This is a genomic window from Sphingomonas insulae (assembly GCF_010450875.1).
GTDB classification, from domain to species: domain Bacteria; phylum Pseudomonadota; class Alphaproteobacteria; order Sphingomonadales; family Sphingomonadaceae; genus Sphingomonas; species Sphingomonas insulae.
In genome coordinates, this window is the sequence record NZ_CP048422.1 from 466611 (window position 1) to 487580 (window position 20970).

General features: G+C 67.7%; 23 protein-coding genes and 1 pseudogene. 5 read left to right on the plus strand and 19 right to left on the minus strand.

Annotated features, from left to right (window positions below; translation table 11 throughout):
* Complete coding sequence (locus tag GTH33_RS17990) at window positions 1–165, minus strand: hypothetical protein (RefSeq protein WP_166753233.1); 165 nt, start codon at window positions 163–165, stop codon at window positions 1–3.
* Window positions 166–303: 138 nt separating this feature from the next.
* Here GTH33_RS17990 and GTH33_RS03735 point away from each other — a divergent pair, with 138 nt between their 5' ends.
* From GTH33_RS03735 to GTH33_RS03745, 3 genes are all read left to right on the plus strand, one after another.
* A complete protein-coding gene (locus tag GTH33_RS03735; RefSeq protein WP_163957149.1) occupies window positions 304–1551 on the plus strand; it encodes a putative DNA modification/repair radical SAM protein in 1248 nt (415 codons plus the stop codon).
* Window positions 1552–1612: 61 nt separating this feature from the next.
* Window positions 1613–2098, plus strand: a complete 486-nt coding sequence (locus tag GTH33_RS03740; protein WP_163957150.1) for a hemerythrin domain-containing protein — start codon at window positions 1613–1615, stop codon at window positions 2096–2098.
* A 195-nt stretch (window positions 2099–2293) separates the two neighbouring features.
* Window positions 2294–3697, plus strand: coding sequence for a UdgX family uracil-DNA binding protein (locus GTH33_RS03745; RefSeq protein ID WP_163957151.1), 1404 nt, complete (start codon window positions 2294–2296; stop codon window positions 3695–3697).
* 245 nt (window positions 3698–3942) lie between these two features.
* On the opposite strand, the gene GTH33_RS03750 is transcribed toward GTH33_RS03745, so the two are convergent.
* Window positions 3943–4737, minus strand: a complete 795-nt coding sequence (locus tag GTH33_RS03750) for an aldo/keto reductase (protein WP_163957152.1) — start codon at window positions 4735–4737, stop codon at window positions 3943–3945.
* 75 nt (window positions 4738–4812) lie between these two features.
* Between GTH33_RS03750 and GTH33_RS03755 the strand changes: the two genes are divergently transcribed.
* A complete protein-coding gene (locus GTH33_RS03755) occupies window positions 4813–5451 on the plus strand; it encodes a DedA family protein (protein WP_163957153.1) in 639 nt (212 codons plus the stop codon).
* Here GTH33_RS03755 and GTH33_RS03760 read toward each other — a convergent pair.
* The 13 genes and pseudogenes from GTH33_RS03760 to GTH33_RS03820 all read right to left on the minus strand — a co-directional run bounded on the left by GTH33_RS03760 (window position 5442) and on the right by GTH33_RS03820 (window position 14954).
* Complete coding sequence (locus GTH33_RS03760) at window positions 5442–6848, minus strand: hypothetical protein (protein WP_163957154.1); 1407 nt, start codon at window positions 6846–6848, stop codon at window positions 5442–5444. The two genes, GTH33_RS03755 and GTH33_RS03760, sit on opposite strands and share 10 nt — an antisense overlap.
* A 4-nt stretch (window positions 6849–6852) precedes the next feature.
* The gene (locus GTH33_RS03765; protein ID WP_163959576.1) at window positions 6853–7365 is read right to left on the minus strand and encodes a DUF2306 domain-containing protein; all 513 of its coding nucleotides are present in this window, start codon (window positions 7363–7365) and stop codon (window positions 6853–6855) included.
* 81 nt (window positions 7366–7446) lie between these two features.
* Window positions 7447–7929 (minus strand): hypothetical protein, encoded by a 483-nt coding sequence (locus GTH33_RS03770; protein ID WP_163957155.1) that lies wholly within the window; start codon window positions 7927–7929, stop codon window positions 7447–7449.
* A gap of 11 nt (window positions 7930–7940) precedes the next feature.
* Window positions 7941–8477, minus strand: a complete 537-nt coding sequence (locus GTH33_RS03775; protein ID WP_163957156.1) for a demethoxyubiquinone hydroxylase family protein — start codon at window positions 8475–8477, stop codon at window positions 7941–7943.
* A 24-nt stretch (window positions 8478–8501) separates the two neighbouring features.
* A complete protein-coding gene (locus tag GTH33_RS03780) occupies window positions 8502–8996 on the minus strand; it encodes a disulfide bond formation protein B (protein WP_163957157.1) in 495 nt (164 codons plus the stop codon).
* Window positions 8993–10327 carry a S41 family peptidase gene (locus tag GTH33_RS03785; protein WP_163957158.1) on the minus strand — a complete coding sequence of 445 codons (1335 nt, stop codon included), beginning with the start codon at window positions 10325–10327 and terminating at the stop codon, window positions 8993–8995. Before GTH33_RS03785 ends, GTH33_RS03780 begins: the two co-directional genes overlap by 4 nt.
* Before the next feature lie 110 nt (window positions 10328–10437).
* Window positions 10438–11691, minus strand: coding sequence for a murein hydrolase activator EnvC family protein (locus GTH33_RS03790; protein ID WP_163957159.1), 1254 nt, complete (start codon window positions 11689–11691; stop codon window positions 10438–10440).
* The gene (locus tag GTH33_RS03795) at window positions 11691–12113 is read right to left on the minus strand and encodes a 23S rRNA (pseudouridine(1915)-N(3))-methyltransferase RlmH (protein WP_163959577.1); all 423 of its coding nucleotides are present in this window, start codon (window positions 12111–12113) and stop codon (window positions 11691–11693) included. The genes GTH33_RS03790 and GTH33_RS03795 overlap by 1 nt, the downstream gene beginning before the upstream one ends.
* 1 nt (window position 12114) lies before the next feature.
* Complete coding sequence (gene rsfS, locus GTH33_RS03800) at window positions 12115–12456, minus strand: ribosome silencing factor (RefSeq protein ID WP_163957160.1); 342 nt, start codon at window positions 12454–12456, stop codon at window positions 12115–12117.
* Window positions 12457–12514: 58 nt separating this feature from the next.
* Window positions 12515–13135, minus strand: a complete 621-nt coding sequence (locus GTH33_RS03805) for a nicotinate-nucleotide adenylyltransferase (protein WP_163957161.1) — start codon at window positions 13133–13135, stop codon at window positions 12515–12517.
* On the minus strand, window positions 13132–13413 hold the full coding sequence (locus tag GTH33_RS03810; RefSeq protein ID WP_163957162.1) for a type II toxin-antitoxin system RelE/ParE family toxin: 282 nt from the start codon (window positions 13411–13413) through the stop codon (window positions 13132–13134). The genes GTH33_RS03805 and GTH33_RS03810 overlap by 4 nt, the downstream gene beginning before the upstream one ends.
* A complete protein-coding gene (locus GTH33_RS03815) occupies window positions 13410–13664 on the minus strand; it encodes a hypothetical protein (RefSeq protein ID WP_163957163.1) in 255 nt (84 codons plus the stop codon). The genes GTH33_RS03810 and GTH33_RS03815 overlap by 4 nt, the downstream gene beginning before the upstream one ends.
* Before the next feature lie 31 nt (window positions 13665–13695).
* A pseudogene (locus GTH33_RS03820) lies at window positions 13696–14954 on the minus strand (glutamate-5-semialdehyde dehydrogenase).
* Between the two features lie 62 nt (window positions 14955–15016).
* Between GTH33_RS03820 and GTH33_RS03825 the strand changes: the two are divergent.
* On the plus strand, window positions 15017–16093 hold the full coding sequence (locus GTH33_RS03825; RefSeq protein ID WP_163957164.1) for a DUF3667 domain-containing protein: 1077 nt from the start codon (window positions 15017–15019) through the stop codon (window positions 16091–16093).
* A gap of 226 nt (window positions 16094–16319) precedes the next feature.
* On the opposite strand, the gene GTH33_RS03830 is transcribed toward GTH33_RS03825, so the two are convergent.
* The 4 genes from GTH33_RS03830 to GTH33_RS03845 form a co-directional block, all read right to left on the minus strand.
* Entirely contained in the window at window positions 16320–16700 is a 381-nt protein-coding gene (locus GTH33_RS03830; RefSeq protein WP_243848494.1) for a hypothetical protein, read from the minus strand.
* An 89-nt stretch (window positions 16701–16789) separates the two neighbouring features.
* Window positions 16790–18769, minus strand: coding sequence for an ATP-dependent zinc metalloprotease FtsH (ftsH, locus tag GTH33_RS03835; protein WP_163957165.1), 1980 nt, complete (start codon window positions 18767–18769; stop codon window positions 16790–16792).
* Window positions 18770–18968: 199 nt separating this feature from the next.
* Window positions 18969–19982, minus strand: a complete 1014-nt coding sequence (gene tilS, locus GTH33_RS03840; RefSeq protein ID WP_163957166.1) for a tRNA lysidine(34) synthetase TilS — start codon at window positions 19980–19982, stop codon at window positions 18969–18971.
* Window positions 19945–20922, minus strand: a complete 978-nt coding sequence (locus tag GTH33_RS03845) for a tetratricopeptide repeat protein (protein ID WP_163957167.1) — start codon at window positions 20920–20922, stop codon at window positions 19945–19947. The genes tilS and GTH33_RS03845 overlap by 38 nt, the downstream gene beginning before the upstream one ends.
* Between the last annotated feature and the right edge of the window lie 48 nt (window positions 20923–20970).

The following is a 20970-nucleotide window of genomic DNA, read 5'->3' on the forward strand; positions in this document are numbered from 1 at the left end:
TCAGCGCCCGGCGCGCCCTGCGGCCAGCCGCGCCAGCACCTGTTCGGTATACGCACGGCACATGGCGTGATGCGCCGCCGCCGCGGCCGGATGCGACGCCTGGATCGACCGCACCGCTTCGACGAACGAACGATCGGACAGGTACGACGTGTCATTGCGGTCCATGGCGGCTGATCCTCTTGCGCTGTCGCCCCTGTCCCATCGTCTTTGCCAGCCGAGGATTGCAGCCATGTTGCGGTCGATCAACATGATGTATCCGGCGCCACCCTTGCCGCTCGCCACCATGGAACGTATATCGAACGGATGGCGCAGCTCGACACCCGTGAAAAGCTCGCGATCCTCGCCGACGCCGCGAAATACGACGCATCCTGCGCCTCGTCGGGCACCGCCAAGCGCAACAGCCGCGACGGCAAGGGGCTGGGTTCGACGGAAGGCATGGGCATCTGCCACGCCTACGCGCCGGATGGCCGCTGTATCAGCCTTTTGAAGATCCTGCTGACCAACAGCTGCATCTTCGACTGTCATTATTGCATCAATCGCAAGAGCAGCAATGTCCGCCGCGCGCGCTTTACGGCGCAGGAGGTCGTGAACCTCACCATTTCCTTCTACAAGCGCAATTATATCGAGGGGCTGTTCCTGTCCTCGGGCATCATCAAATCGTCCAACTACACGATGGAACAGATGGTCGAGGTTGCGCGATCCTTGCGCGAAGACCATCATTTCCGCGGTTACATCCACCTCAAGACGATTCCCGATGCCGACCCTGAGCTGGTGCATCAGGCCGGGCTGTATGCCGACCGCGTGTCGATCAACGTCGAACTGCCCACCGTCAGCGGCCTGAAGCGGCTCGCTCCCGAAAAGGACGGTGCCCGGATCGAAGGCGCGATGAAGGACGTGAAAGCGTCGATCGCCGACAATGGCGATGCGCGCAAAAAGTACAAATCCGCCCCCCGTTTTGCTCCTGCCGGCCAGTCGACGCAGATGATCGTCGGCGCCGACGCGGCGACGGATGGAGAGATCGTCACCCGCGCCTCGACGCTCTACGACCGCTTCGGCCTGCGCCGCGTCTATTACAGTGGGTTCAGCCCGATCCCCGACGCCAGCACGGTCCTGCCGCTGCAACGTCCGCCGCTGATGCGCGAACACCGCCTGTACCAATCCGACTGGCTGATGCGCTTCTACGATTACAGCCCGCATGAAGTGGTGGCTGCCGCCGACGAATCCACCGGCATGCTGCCGCTCGACATCGATCCCAAGCTCGCCTGGGCGCTCAAGTTCCGCGAGAGCTTCCCCGTCGACGTCAACCGCGCCCCGCGCGAGATGCTGCTCCGCGTTCCCGGGCTGGGGGTGAAGGCGGTCGATCGCATCGTCGCCAGCCGGCGCTGGCGTCGCCTGCGCCTCGACGACGTCGCCCGCCTGACCGTCAGCATCGCCAAGATGCGCCCGTTCATCATCGCTGAGGATTGGCGCCCGATCGCCCTCACCGATCGCGGCGACCTGAAGCCGCTGGTCGCGCCCAGGAGGCAGCAATTCGAATTGTTCGCCGCGTGAGAATGAATCGCGGGTGAAACGAGTGCCGCATTCGCCGGTTGGTGCGGCGAAGGAGACCATCATGGCTTTGGCAGAGATTTACGTGGACCTGAAGCGCGACCACGACAAGCAGCGTGATATGCTGAAACGGCTCGCGGACATGCAGGGCGCCGGCAAGGAACGCCAGTCGCTGTTCGAAGCGTTCCGCCTCGAAATCCAGAGCCACGCCGCGGCCGAGGAGGAATCGCTGTACGCGACGATGCTGCGCAATCCCGAATTGCGCGACGATGCCCGCCATTCGGTCAGCGAGCACAAGGAAGTCGACGACCTGCTCGGCGAAATGGCCGACGAGGAATTCGGCTCGGATGCGTGGAGCGAGAAGTTCTTCCATATGCGTCGCCGCTACGAGCATCATATCACCGAGGAAGAAGAAGAGATGTTCCCGGCCGCGGCCGAGGAACTGGATGATGCGACCGAGGACAAGCTTGCCGGCATCTACGAAAAGCGCAAGCCCGAGGAACTGAAGCTGGCGAAGGCCAATCCGCCGGGTGGCGACGAGCGCGACTGACGGCATGCGGCGCGCCCGATAAGGCAATCCGCCCTGTCCCCGGCGAGGGCCGGGGCCCGGTCGGGCGCGCTACCCGGATAATAGAAACACCGGTCACCAATACGGTCGGCCACACCGACCCCGGTCTTCGCCGGACGAACGCGAATATCCCGAGCCACCCTTTCACCGTCATCGATCGGACGAACGCCCCAACCCATGCGCATAGCCGTCCTGCCCGCCCCCGACGACTTCGACGCATGGCGCGATACCGCCCGCGCACTCGCGGCGCAGCAGGTGCCGCCCGACGACGTCGTCTGGCAGGTCGGCGACACGCCCGAAGACCTGTTCGCCACCGCGCCCGCCGACACGCCGCCACCGCAGGCGCCCAGCCCCTTCTCCGTCCCGCGCGCCTTCATCGATCTCGCCCGCAGCGTCGTCATGGCGGACGACCCGGAACGCTTCGCCCTCCTCTACACCGCCCTCTTCCGTCTGCGCCGCGAACCCAAATTGGTGGAAGATCACGCCGACCCGCTGATCCGCCGACTGGAAGTGCTCGCCAAGAACGTCCGCCGCGACATCCACAAGATGCGCGCATTCCTGCGGTTCCGCGAGGTGCAGGACGATGACGGGGTTAGCCGCTACGTCGCGTGGTTCGAGCCCGAACACCATATCGTCCGCGCCAACGCCGCCTTCTTCGTCAACCGCTTCGCCAGCATGCGCTGGTCGATCCTGACGCCGGAGGTCGCGCTGCACTGGGACGGGCAGGCGCTGTCCGAGGGTCCCGGCGCCAGCAAGGCGGACGCGCCCGAGGGCGATCCGACCGAAGAGGTTTGGAAGACCTATTACGCCAGCATCTTCAATCCCGCGCGCGTGAAGGTCGGCGCCATGCTGAAGGAAATGCCGCGCAAATACTGGAAGAACATGCCGGAAACCGCGCTGGTCGGACAACTGATCGCGGGCGCGCAGGCACGGGAGAGTGGCATGATCGATACCGCACGCGACAAAGTGGAATCCGGGATGGGCGGCAACGCGCAGGCGGCCTGGGCCGCGCTTCGCGACGAGGCGGCAAGCTGCACGCGCTGCCACCTTTATAAGCACGCGACGCAGATCGTCTTTGGCGAAGGGCCAGTCGATGCCGCGATGATGTTCGTCGGCGAACAGCCCGGCGATCAGGAGGACCTCGCCGGTACCCCGTTCGTCGGCCCGGCGGGACAGGTGTTCAACCGCGCGATCGCAGACGCGCAGATCGACCGCGCCCGCGTCTATGTCACCAATGCGGTCAAGCATTTCAAATACGAACAACGCGGCAAGCGCCGCATCCATGCCAAGCCCGACACCGGAGAGATCACCGCCTGTCGCTGGTGGATCGAACAGGAACGTATGCTGGTGCGTCCGCAGGTCACCGTCGCGCTCGGTGCCACCGCCGCCCGCTCGCTGCTCGGCCGCACGGTGACGATCGGCCGCGAACGCGGTCGCCCGGTCCAGCTACCCGATGGTGGCGAAGCGTGGATCACTGTCCACCCCAGCTATCTGCTCCGGTTGCCCGATGAGGCGCAGAAGCAGGAGGAATACGCCAAATTCGTCGAGGACCTGAAGATGGCGCAGGCCGCGCTGGTGTAGCACAGCGTGCCGCCGACGGGGGACGGCGCGGCATCGATGCATAGCGATTCGGCGGCGGGCCGTTGGCATCTTCGGGTCGTAAGTCCTTGGATGAGCGGGCATATCCCGGCACGCTGTCCTACACGCCATCATCTTGCTAATGCCGACGCTCGAATCTGCTCCTTCTCATGGTCGCAAATTCGGAAACAATCGACTGCGATTGTTTCCTCACGAGTGTCCAACTTGTTTATGTTGTTCAACTTCGCTCACATCGCGAGCGCGTCCTCGCCCATCCGCTCGCCGCGCTCCAACGCATCGATCGCCGCAACGTCGTCTTCGCCCAGCGTCAGGTCGAGCGCCGCGAAATTGTCGCTCATATGCTCCGGGTCCGCCGCCTTCGGGATGACCGAAAACCCGTGGGCGAGGTGCCAGGCGATCACCACCTGTGCCGCGGATCGCCCATGCTTCTGCGCCACCGCGACGATCCCCGGATCGCGCAACAGATCGCCGCCCTGCCCCAACGGGCTCCACGACTGCGTCACGATGCCATGCGCTTCGTGATACGCGCGTTCCTCGCGCCGCTGGTAACGGGGGTGAAGCTCGATCTGGTTCAGCACCGGCGTCACGCCCGTCGCCTCGATGATCGCGTCGAGATGCTCGGGCAGAAAGTTCGAAACGCCGATCGATCGCGCCTTGCCGGCATCGCGCAGGTCGACCATCGCCTTCCACGCATCGACATACCGGCCGGCGCTCGGCACCGGCCAGTGCATCAGATACAGGTCGACCGCATCCAGCCCCAGCAGCGCCAGGCTTTCGTCCAGCGCCGCTGCCGGATCACCCTGCCGGTTGTTCCACAGCTTGGTGGTAACGAACGCCTCGCTGCCCTGCGCGCCATCGCCGACGCCCCGCTCGTTGCCATAGATGGCGGCGGTGTCGATCAGGCGATAGCCCACGTCGAGTGCGCGGCGTACCACCGCCGCGGCCTGCCCGTCGGGGAGTTTCCAGGTGCCGAGTCCCAGCCGGGGCATGGTGCGGCCATCGTTGAAGGTCAGATCGGTCATGGCGACATGAGCGCATCATCCGGCGGTCGGTTCCCCCCTTCCCTTCCGCGCGCCGATCCGCCAAGCCCCACGCCCATGTTCGAAAAGATCCTGGGCGTCCTCGCCACCTTCACCATCTCGGTGATTTCCAGCGGCGGCTATGTCGGCATCGCCATCCTGATGGCGATCGAGAGCGCGTGTATCCCGCTCCCGTCCGAGATCATCATGCCCTTTGCCGGCTATCTCGTCTCGACCGGCCGCTTCGACCTCTATCTCGCCGCCACTGCCGGGGCGATCGGCTGCAACCTCGGCTCGATCGTCGCCTACGAAATCGGCAAGCGCGGCGGCCGACCGATGGCGGAGCGCTGGGGCCGCTACGTGCTGATCGGGCCGGGTGAGCTGGATGCGGCGGATCGCTTCTTCGCGCGCTGGGGCAGCCTGGCGGTCCTGATCGGCCGCCTGCTGCCCGTGATCCGCAGCTTCATCGCCTTTCCCGCAGGGGTCGCCCGGATGCGGCTGGTGCCGTTCCACGTCTATACCTTCATCGGCAGCTGGCCGTGGTGCTTCGGCCTCGCGTGGGTCGGCATGAAGCTCGGCGACAAATGGAACAGCGACCCCCGCGTCAAGGCCGCCTTTCATCAAGCGGACCTGCTGATCGGTATCGTCCTAGTCGCCCTCGTCGTCTTCTACGTCTGGCATCGCGTCCGGGGCCTGAAGCGCACGCCTCACGCCTGAGGTCGGCGGACCCGCCACGCCAGCCAGCCGATCGTCGGCAGCGCCAGCGCCGCCCACCAATAGAATCCCGCCCAGGTGGACGAGCCGAACCATTCGCTCGGCACGGTACGCAGGTAACCGTTGGCGAAATTGCCGGCGATGACCCATTGCCACACCGGAAAGGCCGTCACCGGCGGCGCGAAGATATCGGCCGATGCGATCGCCGCGTTCACCGCGACCGACAGCGCCAGCACCAGCGCCATGGCCAGCCGTTCGCCGCGACCGTGCGACCGCATCCACTCCGCTGCCAGCCCGAGTGCGAGTGGCCCGATCGCCGGGATCGCGAACCGCGGCCCGGTGGTATTGCCGCCATCCCAATAGACGTACGCCGCGTTGACCAGCAGCACGATCGACGCCGTGGCGGCGGCCGTCAGCGCTAGGCCACGCCGCTGTCGATCCCGCAGCCAGAACCATAGGCCGAGCGGCGCGAGGACGAGGATCGGGGCGACCCAGACCAGCCCAAGGCGAAAGCTGAACAGGATCGCCTGCAACGCCCGCAATCGCGGGACGCCCAGCCCGAACAGGCCCTGATGCATCCCTTCCCAACCCACGACGCCGGAATAACCGATGCGGAACGGCGTTCCGAATGCGATCAGGTTATAGGCCCCCAGCGGCAGCAGCGCGGCCATCCCCGCCGCCGCACCGACGACGAGGAGTCGCCAGCGATCCGGCCGCAAGCGAGACTGCCACATCGCCCAGAGCACGATCGGCAGCGCGGCGAGCACCGCCTGATGCTCGACCACCGCCGCCCAGCCCAGCGCCAGCCCGGCGGTCAGGGCACAGCGCATGGCTCCGCCGCCTGCGGATGTGCTTCGCCAGATCGCCCAGAGCGCCACGACATAAAGGTCGGCGACCACGGCATGGCCGAGCAGCGTCGTCGACCAGCCCCACACCGGCGTGCCAAGGGCATAACCCAGTGCGGCGAACAGGCCCGCCGCCGCGCTGCCGGTCATCCCCGACGCCATGTCGAACAGCAGCACCGCGGACAGCGCGGTCAGTACCGCCGGGCCGATCGCCGCCGCCAGACGCGTGCGCAGCCGTAGATAGCGTTCGAAGTCCGGCCCCGCCGGCGCGGCCCCGAACCGCGCGGACCGTTCGCCGGTCACCGTGTCGGCCAGCCATACCGCCGGCAGCGCCATCAATGTCATTCCCGGCGGTTTGTCGAGATAGGCGTGGCCGTCGAACGCCGCCTTGTCGATGGTCAGCGGTGCGAACTGGTCGATGGTCGCATCGCCGTCCTCGACCAGGCTGATAGCGGCGAACAGGCGCGTTGCGTTGTTGGCGTTGAGCTCCCACGAGCCGAACCATGCGCAGCTGAACCAGACCAGCGCGAACAAGACGATACGGACGGTTCGCATCAGGTCAGCCGAACAACCATTGCCCCAGCAGGCGATCGAACGGGAAGGTGAAGACGCCGGCGATCAGCAGCGCGCCGGTGACGATACCGCGAACGCTGCGCCGATGGCGCACGACGTTGTGGGTGCGGGCCGCCCGCCACAGGATCGGCACTTGGATCAGCACCCAGACCGACAGGATATGGATCACGCTGAATGCGCCCGGCCGGCCGACCCGAACCCCGAAAGACAGGGCGGCGGTGAGCAGCATCGCCACCGACCAGATCGCGCCGAGCCTGCGATGGCGTCGGTCACCGCGCCGCTGGAGCAGGATCACGGGGGTCAGCGCCAACGCCACAAGGATGGTGGCGATATGCGCCCAGACGATGCCTGGAACCTCGCCCCAATGTGGTCGGCCGCGCATCAGCGCCAGGCCGACCGCCCCAAGCAGGATCGTCGCGGCGACCGACAGGCATTTCTCGTAACCGTCCGCAGCGAGCGGCTTCGATGCCGGCCCGGCCGCTCCTATCGCTGTCGCCATCATCTCGCCCCCTTGTCCCGCCCGCACGCTACCGCAACGGCGCGCGAAGACAAACCGGCCGGTGGATCGCAACCGTCCGCGTCAGGGAACCCGGGCTTCCTCGACCTTGCGCGCCTGGTTCTCCTTGCGAGCCGCGCGGGCATTTTGCAGGAAGCAGCCGGTCTGCCCGCCGGCGCCGACCGTCGAACAGCTGCCGGTGCTGTTGGCGCCGACACCCGCGTCCAACGTCCCCTGCGCACGCGCCGCCCAACTCTCGTTCTGCGGCGTCACCTCGAATTCGCGAAGCTCCTTGGGCACGCGATATTGCTCGCGGGCGCTGCGGCGTTCGCAGATGACGATCTCGTCGCCATCGTTGTTGGTCGGGCAGCGTTCGTTGCCGTAGAGGACGAGGACGCCGTTCACCGGTGCCCGCTTGGCGACCTCGCCCGGCGTACTGATGACGACAGGCTTCGCCGCGCCCGGCAGCGCGGGCTGCTGACTGACCTGTTGACCGGCCGGGAGCGCCTGTTGCGCCAGCGCCGGACCGGCCGCGAGCATCAGCGTGGCCGTGATGAAGGTACGCATCGTCACTCCTCTCAAATCCTCTTCGCCGCCGCGATCGCGATCTTGCAGCCCAGGCGGATGAAGCCGCTGAGCACCGGATAGCCGATCGCGTTCTCGGCGCCCGCGGCAAGCGCGTGATCGCGATGCTCCAGCTCTTCCGCCTGGAAGTCGGCGATCGCATCCGACAGTTCGACATCGCTGGTGCCGAGTTCGTCCCGCTGCGCCTGATAATGCCGGTCGATCTCCGTTTCCACCGCAGCGGTGCAGGCCATCGCGGCGTCGGGGCCGATCGCCGCGGTGATCGCGCCGAGCGCGAAGCCCGCCTTGTCCCAGAACGGCTGGAACAATGTGGGGCGCACGCCGCGCCGGACGATCATGTCGTCGAAGAAGGCGCGGTGACGCTCTTCCTGCGCGGCCATATGGTGGATCGCACGCGCGGCGGGATGGCGATCGCCAAGCACCGCCAATTGGCCGGCGTAGATCCGCGTCGCACCATATTCGCCGGCCTGATCGACCCGGATCATCGCCTGTGTCGGTTCGCGCCGGTCGCCCGGCTTCCAGCGGTTCATCGGGCAGCGCTCATCGGCCAATACTCATCGGGATGTCCTCATCCACCACAAGATAAGACCCGCGCCGCCGATTGACAGGATCGCATTGAACCCTGCGAGCGAGATACCGGCCAGCGTCCATTGCGCGACGTCGCAGCGCACCACCGGCGCGCGCATCAGCGCGTCCAGCCGCGCCTCCGGCCCCAACCCGCGCAGGTCGACGGTCTGGGTGCAGGCGGTGAAGCCGTTCCACCAGTGATATTCGACGCCGGCGTGCGCGATGCCGATCGCACCGGATATGGCGATCAGCAGCGCGGCGACGATCACCAGCGCCTTGGCGATGCTCCGCTGCGGCACGAGGAAGGCAAGCAGCGCGAACGGCAGCGCGGCATAATGCGGCCAACGTTGCCAGTGACACATCTCGCACGGATACAGGTGGCCGATCAGCTGCGAGGTCCATGCCCCCGCCAGCAATGCCGCGGGCAACAGCAGCGCGAGCGCCCGGGCGCGACGCTCGTCGGCGGTGAGCGGGCGGCTCACTTGACCTTCGGCTTCGTTGCGGCGGCGACCTGTGCCGCACCGCCGAGGCGCGCGACGGTCTTCAGCGCATAATAGAGCTGGAAGTCATCGATGCCCTGCTTCTTGAGCTGGTCGGGCGTCATCGCGAAGCGCGGATCGTCCTTCGTGTCCTCCTCGAGCACCTTGTTATCCGCCTTCACCTCGTTGATCAGGTGACGGCGCAAGTCGGCCTCGCGAAAGATCGGCCGCGTCTTGAAGTCGGGATCGCTGATCTGCGGCACGCGGATATCGGGCTCGATCCCGCCTTCCTGCACGCTGCGCCCCGACGGCGTATAATATCGCGCGGTGGTGAGGCGCAGCGCGGTCTGGGGCCCGAGTTGCAGCAGCGTCTGCACCGAACCCTTGCCGAAGCTGCGTTCCCCCATCACCAGCGCGCGGTGATGGTCCTGCAAGGCGCCGGCGACGATCTCGGACGCGGAGGCGGTGCCGGGATTGGTCAGCACGACGACGGGCAGGCCATGGGCGTCGTCACCGGGCTTGGCGAAGTAGCGTTCGATATCCGCCTTTTCGCGACCGCGCTGCGATACGATCTCGCCATGGTCGAGGAAGGCATCGCTGACCGCGATCGCCTGCGTCAGCAGGCCGCCGCCGTTGTCGCGCAGGTCGATGACATAGCCGAGCGGGCGATGGCCCAGGCTCTTGTCGATCGCCATGATCGCGGCGCGGGTGTCGGCGCCGGTGCTTTCCGAGAAGGTGTTGATGTTGATGTAGCCGACATCGCCGCGCACTTCCCACTTCACCGGCTTCTGGATGATGACCTCGCGGTTCATCGTCACCTCGACCGGCTTGTCCTGCCCCGGGCGGACCAGCGTCAGGCTGATCCTGGTGCCGGGCTTGCCGCGCATCAGGCCGATCGCCTCGTCCAGCGTCTCGCCGTAGATCAGCTTGCCGTCGATATGGGTGATGTAATCGCCCGACTTCACCCCGGCACGATAGGCGGGCGTATCCTCCTGCGGCGCCACGACCTTGACGGCGCCATCCTCCATCTGGACGGTCAGGCCGAGGCCGCCGTAATTGCCCTCGGTCTGGATACGCAGATTGTCATAGTCGAGCGCGTCGACATAGCTCGAATGCGGGTCGAGGCTGGACAGCATGCCCTGGATCGCCCCCTTGATGAGCTTCTGGTCATCGACCTTGTCGACATAGTCCGCCTTGATGCGGTTGAAGACATCGAGGAACTGGTCGAATTCGCGATAGGTGTCGGTGTCCACCGCCGCCATCGCCTGCGTCGCGAGCGGGATGAGGGACAGCGAGCCGAGGATTGCGGTCGCAGTAAGCAGCGGACGGGCCATCGAACATCCTGAAGGCGGGAAAACTGTGTGCGTTTAGCCGGTTTATCGGGCCGGAGCAAAGCGCAGCGACGCTGAATGCAGGCTAACCCCGCCGACCGCCGGCAGGCCGCTCAACCGAGCAGGGCGGCGATGTCCACCGGACGACCCCGCCGGCGCAGTTCGACGGTGACGCGCGGGTCTTCGCCACTGCCGGCAATCCCGATCGGATCCCCCGCGGCAATGCTGCGCCCGCGCGACACCTGCGCCCGCGCGAGGCCGGTGACGAGGGTCGTCCAGCCATCGGCATGATCGATGATGACGATGACGCCATAGCCGCGGAACGATCGGGCATAGCGCACGATGCCGGCCGCCGGGGCGACCACGCGTGCGCCCGACGCCACCGCGAACGTCAGGCCGCGCGATCGCACGCCCGCTTCGGACATCTCGTCCAGCCCGGTGACGAGCCGCCCCCTGACCGGCAGGCGATACACCCCCGTCCGCCGGGACGGGGCGGTCGTGCCGGGCGCGAGCGGCCGTGGCAGCGGACCGGGCAAGCTGGCGAGGTCGTTCGCCGTCGCCTGTTCCGCATCGCCCGCATCGAGCAGGTCGACCAGGTCGCGGGCGCGTTCCCCCAGCGCCAGTGCACGGTCCGATTCGCTCATCGCATCGCGACCGAGCGCCTGACTCCGCCGGCGATGCGCCGCCTCCAGCCGTGCCAGTGCGACGCGATTCGATTCCAGTTGCGCGCGGCCCTGGCGGAGTGCGGCGGCGGCCAGCATGGCGTCGGATTGCAGTGCGTGGGTACGGGCGATCTGCTCGCGCACCTGCTGTGTCCTCGCCCGCACGATCGGCAGCGCGCCGCCGAGCACGGCACGGACGTGGACGAGATCGTCCACCGAACCGGGTTGCGCGATCGCCACCACCGTGGGTCGGCGGGCAAGCTCGGTCAGCGCCGCTAGCAGGCGAGCGACCGGCGCCTGCATCGTCCCAAGCGCCTGCTGCTGTGCGGCCAGCAGGCGAGCGACGATGGCGCCACGGGCCTGGGCGACGGCGAGCGTGGCCTCGGCTGCGGTGACCCGCGCGGCCAGCGCCGTTTCCTCCGCCCGCGCTTTGTCGGCGGCGTTGCGTTCGGCGGCGGCGCGGCGGGCGAGCGCGTCGGCCTGACGCGTCGCGACCGCAGCATCGCGCTTGGCAGCGGCGAGGCGCTGGCGCGGGTCGGCACGCGTTTGGCCTTGCACCGGCAGCGTCAGGGCGAGAAGCGCGACGGCGGCAAGGGCAGCGCGTCGCCCCCGGCCGGGGGCAGGCCGGGCCGCTTGCGCCGGCGGCCCGGCCAAGACGGGACGGAAAGACACGATCGACGAGGACAGGAGCGTGGCGGTCGCCATCACCCCTCCCGGTGATACGGGTGGCCAGCCAGGATCGCCGTCGCGCGGAACAATTGTTCGGCCAGCATCGCGCGCGCCAGCATATGCGGCCAGGTCGCGCGACCGAACGACAGCAGCAGGTCGGCCCCGGCGCGATCGGCATCGTCGAAGCCATCGGCCGCGCCGATCATGAAGCGCATCTCGCGCGTGCCAGTGTCCCGCCAGCGCTCCAGACGGCGGGCGAAGTCCATCGATCCCAGCACCTCGCCCTTTTCGTCGAGGAGGACGCGAACCGTTTGGGGATCGAGCGCGGGCAGCTTGCCGCCGGTATCCGGCAGTTCGGTGACGCGTGTCGGCCAGACGATCCGCTTGAGGTAGCGGTCGACCAGTTCCGATTCGGGCGACCGCCCGATCCGCCCACGCGCCACGATGTGGAGGAGGATGTTACGCCTCGGCGGTCGGCGGAAGCGGCTTCAGCGACGACGATACGGTATCGCCGAACTGCCACATCCGTTCGAGGTTGTAGAAGGTGCGCACCTCCGGCCGGAACAGGTGGATGATGACGTCGTTGGCGTCGATCAGCACCCAGTCCGCGGTCTGCAGTCCCTCGATCCGCACGCTGCGACCGAATTCAGCCTTGATCTTCTCGGCGAGCTTGTGCGCCATCGATGCGACCTGGCGCGTCGAACGGCCGCTGGCAATGACCATGTGATCGGCGATCGACGATTTGCCGGCGAGCGGGATCGTCACGATCTCCTCCGCCTGGTCGTCGTCGAGCGACGCCATGATGAGCCGATGCAAAGCCTCGACTTCGGCCGGGTCGGCCGGTCGAACGGCTTGGGGGTTACTCGCCAAGGTGACTCCTGGGTTGCTGGGCCGGGTGGCGCCGGTGCCAGTCGGGATCGGCCGCTCGGGCCGCGGTTGCGGAGGTAGGGTCGGGGCGGAAGCGCAACAGCACGAGTGCCGGCAATCTCCACGTCGTCCAATGCTTCGCCTGGCATGCGGGCCGTTGGAAGCGTCGCAGCCAACCCATCGCGACACTCGCACGGGCACCGCGTTCATACCCCGGACGCGCGATCACCGCAATCGGCATCGTACGCGCGATATCCCGCCATCCGCGCCACCGGTGGAATTGCGCCAGATTGTCGGCACCCATCAGCCAGATGAATTGCCGCCGAGGGTAGCGGCGCTGGAGCTTGCGCAGGGTGTCGAGCGTGTACCGGGTGTGCAACCGCGCCTCGATATCGGTGGCGCGGATCGGCGCGCGGCGCGCCATCGCCCGGGCCGAAGCGAGCCGCGCGGCAAGCGGCGCCATGTCCGGGACGCCGTCCTTCAGCGGATTGCCCGGCGACACCAACCACCATGCCTCGTCCAGATCGAGGGCGCGAATCGCCGCGATCGTGATGCCGCGGTGGCCACGATGCGCGGGATTGAACGATCCGCCGAGCAGGCCGGTGGGGGTCATAGGCTACGCCAGTCCTCTCGCCCGTGGTAGAGCCGAAGAATCTGCACGCCGTCCACGTCGATCCGATAGATCAGGATGTATTCGGTTTGCGGGACCAACCATTTGCGCTCGCCATCATCCAGCCCCGGCCCGGCATGGGGGTGACGGGCCAGAAATTTGCCAGCCGCGATCGCTGCTCGGCCCATGGCGGTGGCGTGCAAGGGATCGTGCGGCCTGTTGAAGTCATCGATGCGGGCAAGATCGGCGCGCGCACGACGAGTCCAGGCAGCGCGCGTCATGCCGGGCGACGAGCGGCGACGCGTTCCTCGAACCAGGCTTCCATCTCTTCCTGCGTGATCAATTCGCCGCGATCGGCGGAATCGACGCCGGCCTGAACGAAGGCCCGCCATTCGACATCGTGTTCCATCGCTTTGCGGATGGCGGCAGCAGCGAATTGTTCGCCCGTCATCCCGCGCGCCCGCGCCAATTCCTCAATCATCGCCAGGGTGGCGGCATCGAGCGGGGCGGTGATGGAAGCCGGAGCGTTCATCGTCGGAACGTACACGGGCCGCCGGACCGCTTCAACCGCGGACCTGCCCCGTACCGCGGCCGATCCATTTGTAGGTCGTCAGCCCTTCCAGCGCGACCGGGCCACGGGCGTGGAGGCGGCCGGTGGCGATGCCGATTTCCGCGCCCAGACCGAATTCGCCGCCGTCGGCGAACTGGGTGGAGGCGTTCCACAGCACGATCGCGCTGTCGACGCCGGCGAGGAAGCGTTCGGCGATCGCCGCATCCGCCGCGACGATCGCGTCGGTATGGTGCGAGCCGTGGCGGGCGATATGGGCCATCGCGCCATCGACGCCGTCGACCAGCGCGACCGAGGCGATGGCGTCGAGATATTCGGTATCCCAATCCTCCGGACCGGCCGCCGCCACCCCGGCGAGCGACACCGTCGCAGCATCGCCGCGGATTTCGCAACCGGCCGCCGCGAGCGCGGCAACCAGCGCCCGACCATGCGGATAGGCACGGTCGATCAGCAACGTCTCCATCGATCCGCAGATACCGGTCCGGCGCATCTTGGCATCGACGACGACCCGGGCAGCCATGTCCGGGTCGGCGGACGCATCGACATAGACGTGGTTGATGCCGTCCAGATGGGCGAGCACCGGCACGCGCGCCTCGGCCTGGACACGGGCGACGAGGCTCTTGCCGCCGCGCGGTATGATGAGGTCGATCGCGCCATCGGCGGCGAGCATAGCGCCCACGGCGGCGCGGTCGGTGGTCGGCACCAGCTGCACGGCGTCGGCGGGCAGGCCCGCATCCGCGAAGCCGGCGGCGAGCGCGGCGTGGATCGCCCGGTTGCTGTGCACCGCCTCAGACCCGCCCCGCAGGATCGCGGCATTGCCGGCCATGACGCACAGCACGCCGGCGTCGGCGGTGACGTTCGGTCGCGATTCGTAGACGATGCCGATGACGCCGATCGGCACGCGCACGCGGGACAGCCGGAGGCCGTTCGGCCGTTCGACGCGGTCGATCGTCTGGCCGACCGGGTCGGGAAGCCCCGCGACAGCATCGACGCCGGCCGCCATGCCGGCGACCCGGGCGGATCGAGCCGCAGGCGATCGAGCAATGCAGCGCCAAGGCCGCGCGCTTCGCCGGCCGCCATGTCGCGGGCGTTGGCGGCGAGAATATCCCCTTCCGCCCCGCGCAGCCGGGCGGCGGCGGCGCGCAGGCCCGCCGCCTTCGCCGCGGTGGGCAGGCCGGCTAGCGTGCGCGCGGCGTGCCGGGCCCGGCGGCCGATATCGGCGATCATTTCGGTCGGATTGTCAGCGTCGGCCATACGGATCGTTACCATAGCGAAGCCACTCGCGCCATGATCGAAGGGTTGCTAGGCTGCCCGACATGTCGGGGGATATCACAGCAGCAGCGGACCTCATCACCGGCGCGCTGGGCGCGCGGACGGTGGAGCCGCATGCCGGGGAAGGGACGGGTCACGCGCATGATGGCTTGTGCCTCAATTGCGGAACGCGGCTGATCGGGGCGCATTGCCATGCCTGCGGGCAGTCGGGGCATGTCCATCGATCGATCGGCGCGATCGGGCATGAGATCGCCCACGGCGTGTTCCATTTCGAAGGCAAGATCTGGCGCACGCTGCCCATGCTGCTGTGGCGGCCCGGCGACCTGACCCGCCGCTATGTCGCCGGCGAACGTGCGCGCTTCGTCTCGCCGCTGGCGCTGTTCCTGTTCACCGTGTTCCTGATGTTCGCGACGATCAGTGCGCTGGGCGGCGACATCACCGAGGCGGTGTCGCGCGACCGGCTGAACAGCAACCTCATCAGCGCCGTCGGCGCGGTCGACAAGGTGCAGAAGAGCCTGGAGAAAAGCCAGGCCCAGCGCGCCGCGCTGGTCGCCGCCAACCGGTCGACGAAGGATGTCGATGCCGAGATCGCATCGCTGCAGACCGCGATCGCCGCGCTGAAGCGGACGCAGGCGGGGGGCAAGCGCGATGACGACACCCAATTCACGCTGACCAATGCCAAGACCGGCTGGGCGGCGCTGGACCATGGCCTGGCCAAGGCGAACGACAATCCCGGACTGGCGCTCTACAAGCTGCAGACGAGCGCGTACAAATACAGTTGGCTGCTGATCCCGATCTCGACGCCGTTCGTGGCGCTGCTCTTCCTGTGGCGGCGGCGCTTCACGCTGTACGATCATGCGATCTTCGTGACGTACAGCCTGGCGTTCATGATGCTGATGGTCATCACGCTGATGCTGGTCGGCGTGGCCGGCGTCCCCGGAGGGTGGATCGTGCTCGCGGTCTTTGCGGTGCCGCCGCTGCACATGTTCCGGCAGCTGCGCGGCGCCTATTCGCTGCGCAAGCGATCGGCATTGTGGCGGACGGTGGTGCTGCTGGTGTTCGCCTGGACGGCGCTGCTCGCGTTCGTCCTGCTGCTGACCCTGCATGGGCTGACCGACTGAACGGCAGCACTGAAAGTCACGAAAGTCTCACTCCTGCGGCCGGCGGGCCACGGCGAGCGGCGGCACCTTGCGACGATCACCTGCGTGCCCCGGATCACGGCCCGACACGAGCGATCGCAACCTTCCACGTCCGGACCAGATAGGACAGCGGCGTCTCGACAGCGGCGCAAGTCCTTGAAGCGACGGCGCTACATCGCCTGCCGCCGCCCAAGTGATCCAACAGCGGCTAGCAGGGGTAGGTCCGGCTGAGCACCTTGGCATAGCCCTGCTTGAGCGGAAGCTTCTTGTCAGCAGGCGACAATGCGTCGAGGCCGCCGAGCATCTGGAGGATGCCGATCTTTTCACCATCGGGCATGCAGGCGATCGGCGGCTTGCCGGCGGCCTGGCGCGCCGCGCCCTCGGCCCGGAGTTCGCGGGTCGCCGCATCGGCCTCCGCCTTCAGTACCTGATAATCAGGGTTGGTCAGCGCGGTGAACGGGTTGGCGCGAAGCGGTGCGGCCTTGGCGAGGAAGGTGCCGACGGTCATCGCCGCAGAGGCGGACGTTGCGGCGGCAAGCGACAATGCGCCCATCACAAAACAGCGGGCGATCAGGGATTTACGCGACATCGGCGACACTCCGGATGGAATGCCGCCGATTAGTCGATCGTCGCTGACGGGGTGATGAACCGCCCCGTCGGCTGAGGTTAAGGCCAGGGTCAGGCACCGAGCGGCGCGGGATTGCCGAACGGTCCGCCGGGACGCCGGGTCTTCGGTATCGACGTGCCGGCCCGCGGCACGTTCGATTTCGGCCCCGACGGATCGGGCCGGCCGATCTCTTCGCCGGCGATCAGCTTCTTGATCTCGTCGCCCGACAGCGTCTCATATTCGAGCAGCGCACCGGCGAGCAGGTGGAGCTGGTCGACATGCTCGGTCAGCAGATGCTTGGCGCGGGTGAGGCCGCCCTCGACGATGCCCTTGATCTCGTCGTCGATCAGCTGCGCGGTCGCATTCGACATGCGCACCGGCTGCGACGAGGAATAGCCGAGGAACGATTCGCCCTCCGGCTGGGCGTATTCCACCGGGCCGACCTTGTCCGACATGCCCCATTTGGTGACCATGTCACGGGCGAGACCGGTGGCGTACTGGATGTCGCCACTCGCGCCCGACGACACCTTGTCATAGCCGAAGATGATCTCTTCGGCGACGCGGCCGCCCATCGCCACGGCGAGGTTCGCGTACATCTTGTCGCGGTGGTAGCTGTAGGAATCGCGTTCCGGCAGGCGCATCACCATACCCAGAGCACGGCCGCGCGGGATGATCGTCGCCTTGTGGATCGGATCGGACGCCTGTTCGTGGATCGAAACGATCGCATGGCCCGCCTCGTGATAAGCGGTCATCCGCTTCTCGTCCTCGGTCATCACCATGCTGCGGCGCTCTGCGCCCATCATGACCTTGTCCTTGGCCTCTTCGAATTCGGCCATCGCAACGAGACGCTTGCCCTTGCGCGCGCCGGTCAGCGCCGCTTCGTTGACGAGGTTGGCGAGATCGGCGCCGGAGAAGCCCGGCGTGCCGCGTGCGATCACGCGCGCATCGACGTCGGGCGCCAGCGGCACCTTCTTCATATGCACTTCGAGGATCTTGATCCGCCCCTCGATATCCGGGCGCGGCACGACGACCTGACGATCGAAGCGACCCGGACGCAGCAAGGCGGGGTCGAGCACGTCGGGGCGGTTGGTTGCCGCGACGATGATGATGCCCTCGTTCGCCTCGAACCCGTCCATTTCGACCAGCAGCTGGTTGAGCGTCTGTTCGCGTTCGTCGTTGCCGTTGCCGAGGCCGGCACCGCGATGACGACCGACCGCGTCGATTTCATCAATGAAGACGATGCACGGCGCCGACTTCTTGGCCTGTTCGAACATGTCGCGCACGCGGCTGGCGCCGACGCCGACGAACATCTCGACGAAGTCCGAGCCCGAAATGGTGAAGAACGGCACGCCCGCCTCGCCCGCGATCGCGCGGGCGAGCAATGTCTTGCCGGTGCCGGGCGAACCGACGAGCAGCGCGCCCTTCGGGATCTTGCCGCCGAGGCGCGCGAACTTGGTCGGATCCTTCAGGAAGTCGACGATCTCGGTCAGCTCGCTGCGCGCCTCGTCGATGCCGGCGACGTCGTCGAAGGTCACCTTGCCCTCCTTCTGCGTCAGCATGCGGGCGCGGCTCTTGCCGAAGCCCATCGCGCCACCGCCGGTGTTCTTCTGCATCTGCTTGATGACGAAGAAGGCGATGCCGAGGAACAGCAGGAACGGCAGCGACTGGTAGAGCAGCAGCATCCACATCGACGTGCCCTCGTCCGGCTTCGCCGCGATCGTCACGTTCTTGCTGCGCAGGTGCGGGACGAGCGTCGAATCCTGGATCGGATAGGTCCGGAACTTGTCGCCGCTGGAATAGGTGCCGGTGATCATGTCGCGACCGATCGCGACGTCCTTCACCGTACCCTCGTCGACCTGATCGAGGAATTTCGAATAGGCGACGGTGTTGCTGGCGCCGGCGCTGGTCGGCCCGTTGAACAGCTGCACGAACAGGGCAAGCGCGAGCAGAATGCCGACCCAGATGAGCAGGCTTTTCATCCAAGGGCTGCCGCCGCCATTGCCGCCGTCGTTCCCGCTGCCGTTCGGGGGCTGCTTGTCGTTGTCGTTCATGTGGCCAAGATAAGCGCACCGGGGTTAATGGCAATGGAACGGACCTGCGGATTCGTCAGCGCCGACGACGATTCAGGGCGGTTCGGCGGCGCCGAGCGCGTCCGACGCCGGCAGCACGGTCCGCAACGCCTGCGCGGCACCCTGACCGAGGCGGATTCCAGGCCGGATTCCGGGGCGGCTTTCCCGCGGCGGCGGGCGGTCAGGCCGGGCGGCGCGCAGGCGCCGGGCGGAAGCGCCATTCGGTCGCGTGCGGGCTGACGACGACGCCCGCCTGGGTCGCGCGGCGGCCGGTCGCGAGCGCGTCGAGCAGCGGTTCGACGTTGGCCGATTCGCTCCATTTGGGCGCGGCGATGCCGGCGGTGTCGATCACCAGTCCGATGGCGCGGCGGGCGAGGCGACGGGTGAGTTCGCGCGGCAGGCCGGCGACGTCGATGCGGACCGTCCCACCGGCGACGGAGGCGCGGGTGGTCCAGAGCCATTCGACGATCGCACGGACATCCTCGTCCGCCTCCGCCAGCGCGGCTGCCGAACGGGCGATCTGCGGTGGTCCGAGCCATTCGTTGGCATCGAGCAGCCGGCGGAAGCGGGTGCGATCGTGCGCGGGATCGTGATTGGAGGGATCATCGACGAACGGCACCTCGGCACGGCGGACGATCGCACGCAGTTCGGCGCGGCGCCATTCGAGCAGCGGGCGAATCACCGTGACCGTACCGCTCATCGTACGCGGGCGAACCCCGGCAAGGCCCGCGATGCCCGATCCGCGCGCGGCCCGCATCAGGAAGGTTTCGGCCTGATCGTCGATGTGATGCGCGGTCGCCAGCGCGCCGGCATCGATCGTGCGGGCGTACCCGGCGAGCAGCGCGTAGCGAACCTGGCGCGCCGCCGCCTGGATGCTGGCGCCGGCGATCGGTTCGACGGGCACGAGCGTGGCGTGCGGCACGCCCAGGCGGGCGCAATGGCCGGCGACCATCGCCGCCTCTGCCGCGGCATCGGCGCGCAACCGGTGATCCACCGTGGCGGCGTGGATGTGGCCGGGAAAGGCGGTGGCGGCCAGCGTCAGCATCGCCATGCTGTCGGGACCGCCCGACACGGCGCACAGCACCACGCCCCGGGGATCATGCCCCAGGGTGCGGATCAGGTCGTGACGGAAACGCTCGGCCTGCTGGGCCAGCGGTTCACTTGCACTTGGCGGCGGTACGGCCCTTCTCGACATCGGCCTTCATCTGTCCGGAAACCTTGGCACCGTAAACGTCGGTGAGTTCGCCGTATACCTTGCAGGCGTCGGCGGGCTTGTTGAGCTTCATCAGCGCCTGGGCGAGATAATAGAGGCTGTCGGGCGCGCGTTCGCCGTCCGGCATCTTCTTGTAATTGTCGTAGAAGGCCATCGAGGCGAGGCTGGGCTTGCCCTCGTCGAGATAGGCGCGGCCAAGCAGGTTCTGCGCATAGCTGGCGCGGCGATGCTTGGGATAGGCGGCGACCATCTTCTTCAGCTGCGCTTCCGCCTGCGGATATTGCTTCGCCGCCCACAGGCGATAGCCGTAGAGATATTCATCCTCCGGCGTGTCGCCGGTCGCAGGCTTGTCGACCCTGGTCGCGGAGGCCGGCTCCGCATCGTCCGCGCCGTCGACGGCGGCCACCGGGGTCGCGACGGGCCGGGTGGCGGCGGTGCCACGCGCCGGCGTGCGGGACGGGCGGGTCGCACCGCTTGCCGCCTCGTCCTCGCCCAGCCGGGTGGCGGGGAGCGGGGTGGAGGCAGGCGTGGTCGCCAGCGCCGGCGTCGCGGCGAGGCCGGACAGCTTTGCATCCGTGCTGCGCTTGTAGGCGTCGAACTGGTCCTGCAACTGGCGGACCTTGTAGCCGGTCTGTTCGATCTGGTCGGTCATGCCGGCCATCTGCTGTTCCAGCGCGGTGACGCGGCTGGTCAGGTCGGCGACGGCGCTGGTGGCAGGGCTGCCGCCGACGGCCTGCGGCGCATCGGGACGCGTGATCTCGGGCTGGAGGTACTGGCCGGCGCCGCCGGGAAACACCTTGCGCTGCACCGCGCGCATTTCGCTTTCGAGCTTGCCGACGCGGCCCTCGACGTTGCTCTGCGCCAAGGCGGCGGCGGGAACCAGGATAGTGGCGGCGACGAGCGCCCAGATGATCGTACGCATGGTCTTAGGCACCCCCCGGCGCGTGGTTGGTTAACGAGGCGCCGTCAT

Excerpts from the sequence above, each read along its gene's own strand:
- GTH33_RS17990 (WP_166753233.1), bottom strand. The coding sequence starts at position 165 with ATGGACCGCAATGACACGTCGTACCTGTCCGATCGTTCGTTCGTCGAA.
- GTH33_RS03735 (WP_163957149.1), top strand. The coding sequence starts at position 304 with ATGGCGCAGCTCGACACCCGTGAAAAGCTCGCGATCCTCGCCGACGCC.
- GTH33_RS03740 (WP_163957150.1), top strand. The coding sequence starts at position 1,613 with ATGGCTTTGGCAGAGATTTACGTGGACCTGAAGCGCGACCACGACAAG.
- GTH33_RS03745 (WP_163957151.1), top strand. The coding sequence starts at position 2,294 with ATGCGCATAGCCGTCCTGCCCGCCCCCGACGACTTCGACGCATGGCGC.
- GTH33_RS03750 (WP_163957152.1), bottom strand. The coding sequence starts at position 4,737 with ATGACCGATCTGACCTTCAACGATGGCCGCACCATGCCCCGGCTGGGA.
- GTH33_RS03755 (WP_163957153.1), top strand. The coding sequence starts at position 4,813 with ATGTTCGAAAAGATCCTGGGCGTCCTCGCCACCTTCACCATCTCGGTG.
- GTH33_RS03760 (WP_163957154.1), bottom strand. The coding sequence starts at position 6,848 with ATGCGAACCGTCCGTATCGTCTTGTTCGCGCTGGTCTGGTTCAGCTGC.
- GTH33_RS03765 (WP_163959576.1), bottom strand. The coding sequence starts at position 7,365 with ATGGCGACAGCGATAGGAGCGGCCGGGCCGGCATCGAAGCCGCTCGCT.
- GTH33_RS03770 (WP_163957155.1), bottom strand. The coding sequence starts at position 7,929 with ATGCGTACCTTCATCACGGCCACGCTGATGCTCGCGGCCGGTCCGGCG.
- GTH33_RS03775 (WP_163957156.1), bottom strand. The coding sequence starts at position 8,477 with ATGAACCGCTGGAAGCCGGGCGACCGGCGCGAACCGACACAGGCGATG.
- GTH33_RS03785 (WP_163957158.1), bottom strand. The coding sequence starts at position 10,327 with ATGGCCCGTCCGCTGCTTACTGCGACCGCAATCCTCGGCTCGCTGTCC.
- GTH33_RS03790 (WP_163957159.1), bottom strand. The coding sequence starts at position 11,691 with ATGGCGACCGCCACGCTCCTGTCCTCGTCGATCGTGTCTTTCCGTCCC.
- rsfS (WP_163957160.1), bottom strand. The coding sequence starts at position 12,456 with ATGGCGTCGCTCGACGACGACCAGGCGGAGGAGATCGTGACGATCCCG.
- GTH33_RS03805 (WP_163957161.1), bottom strand. The coding sequence starts at position 13,135 with ATGACCCCCACCGGCCTGCTCGGCGGATCGTTCAATCCCGCGCATCGT.
- GTH33_RS03810 (WP_163957162.1), bottom strand. The coding sequence starts at position 13,413 with ATGACGCGCGCTGCCTGGACTCGTCGTGCGCGCGCCGATCTTGCCCGC.
- GTH33_RS03815 (WP_163957163.1), bottom strand. The coding sequence starts at position 13,664 with ATGAACGCTCCGGCTTCCATCACCGCCCCGCTCGATGCCGCCACCCTG.
- GTH33_RS03825 (WP_163957164.1), top strand. The coding sequence starts at position 15,017 with ATGTCGGGGGATATCACAGCAGCAGCGGACCTCATCACCGGCGCGCTG.
- GTH33_RS03830 (WP_243848494.1), bottom strand. The coding sequence starts at position 16,700 with ATGTCGCGTAAATCCCTGATCGCCCGCTGTTTTGTGATGGGCGCATTG.
- ftsH (WP_163957165.1), bottom strand. The coding sequence starts at position 18,769 with ATGAACGACAACGACAAGCAGCCCCCGAACGGCAGCGGGAACGACGGC.
- tilS (WP_163957166.1), bottom strand. The coding sequence starts at position 19,982 with ATGTCGAGAAGGGCCGTACCGCCGCCAAGTGCAAGTGAACCGCTGGCC.
- GTH33_RS03845 (WP_163957167.1), bottom strand. The coding sequence starts at position 20,922 with ATGCGTACGATCATCTGGGCGCTCGTCGCCGCCACTATCCTGGTTCCC.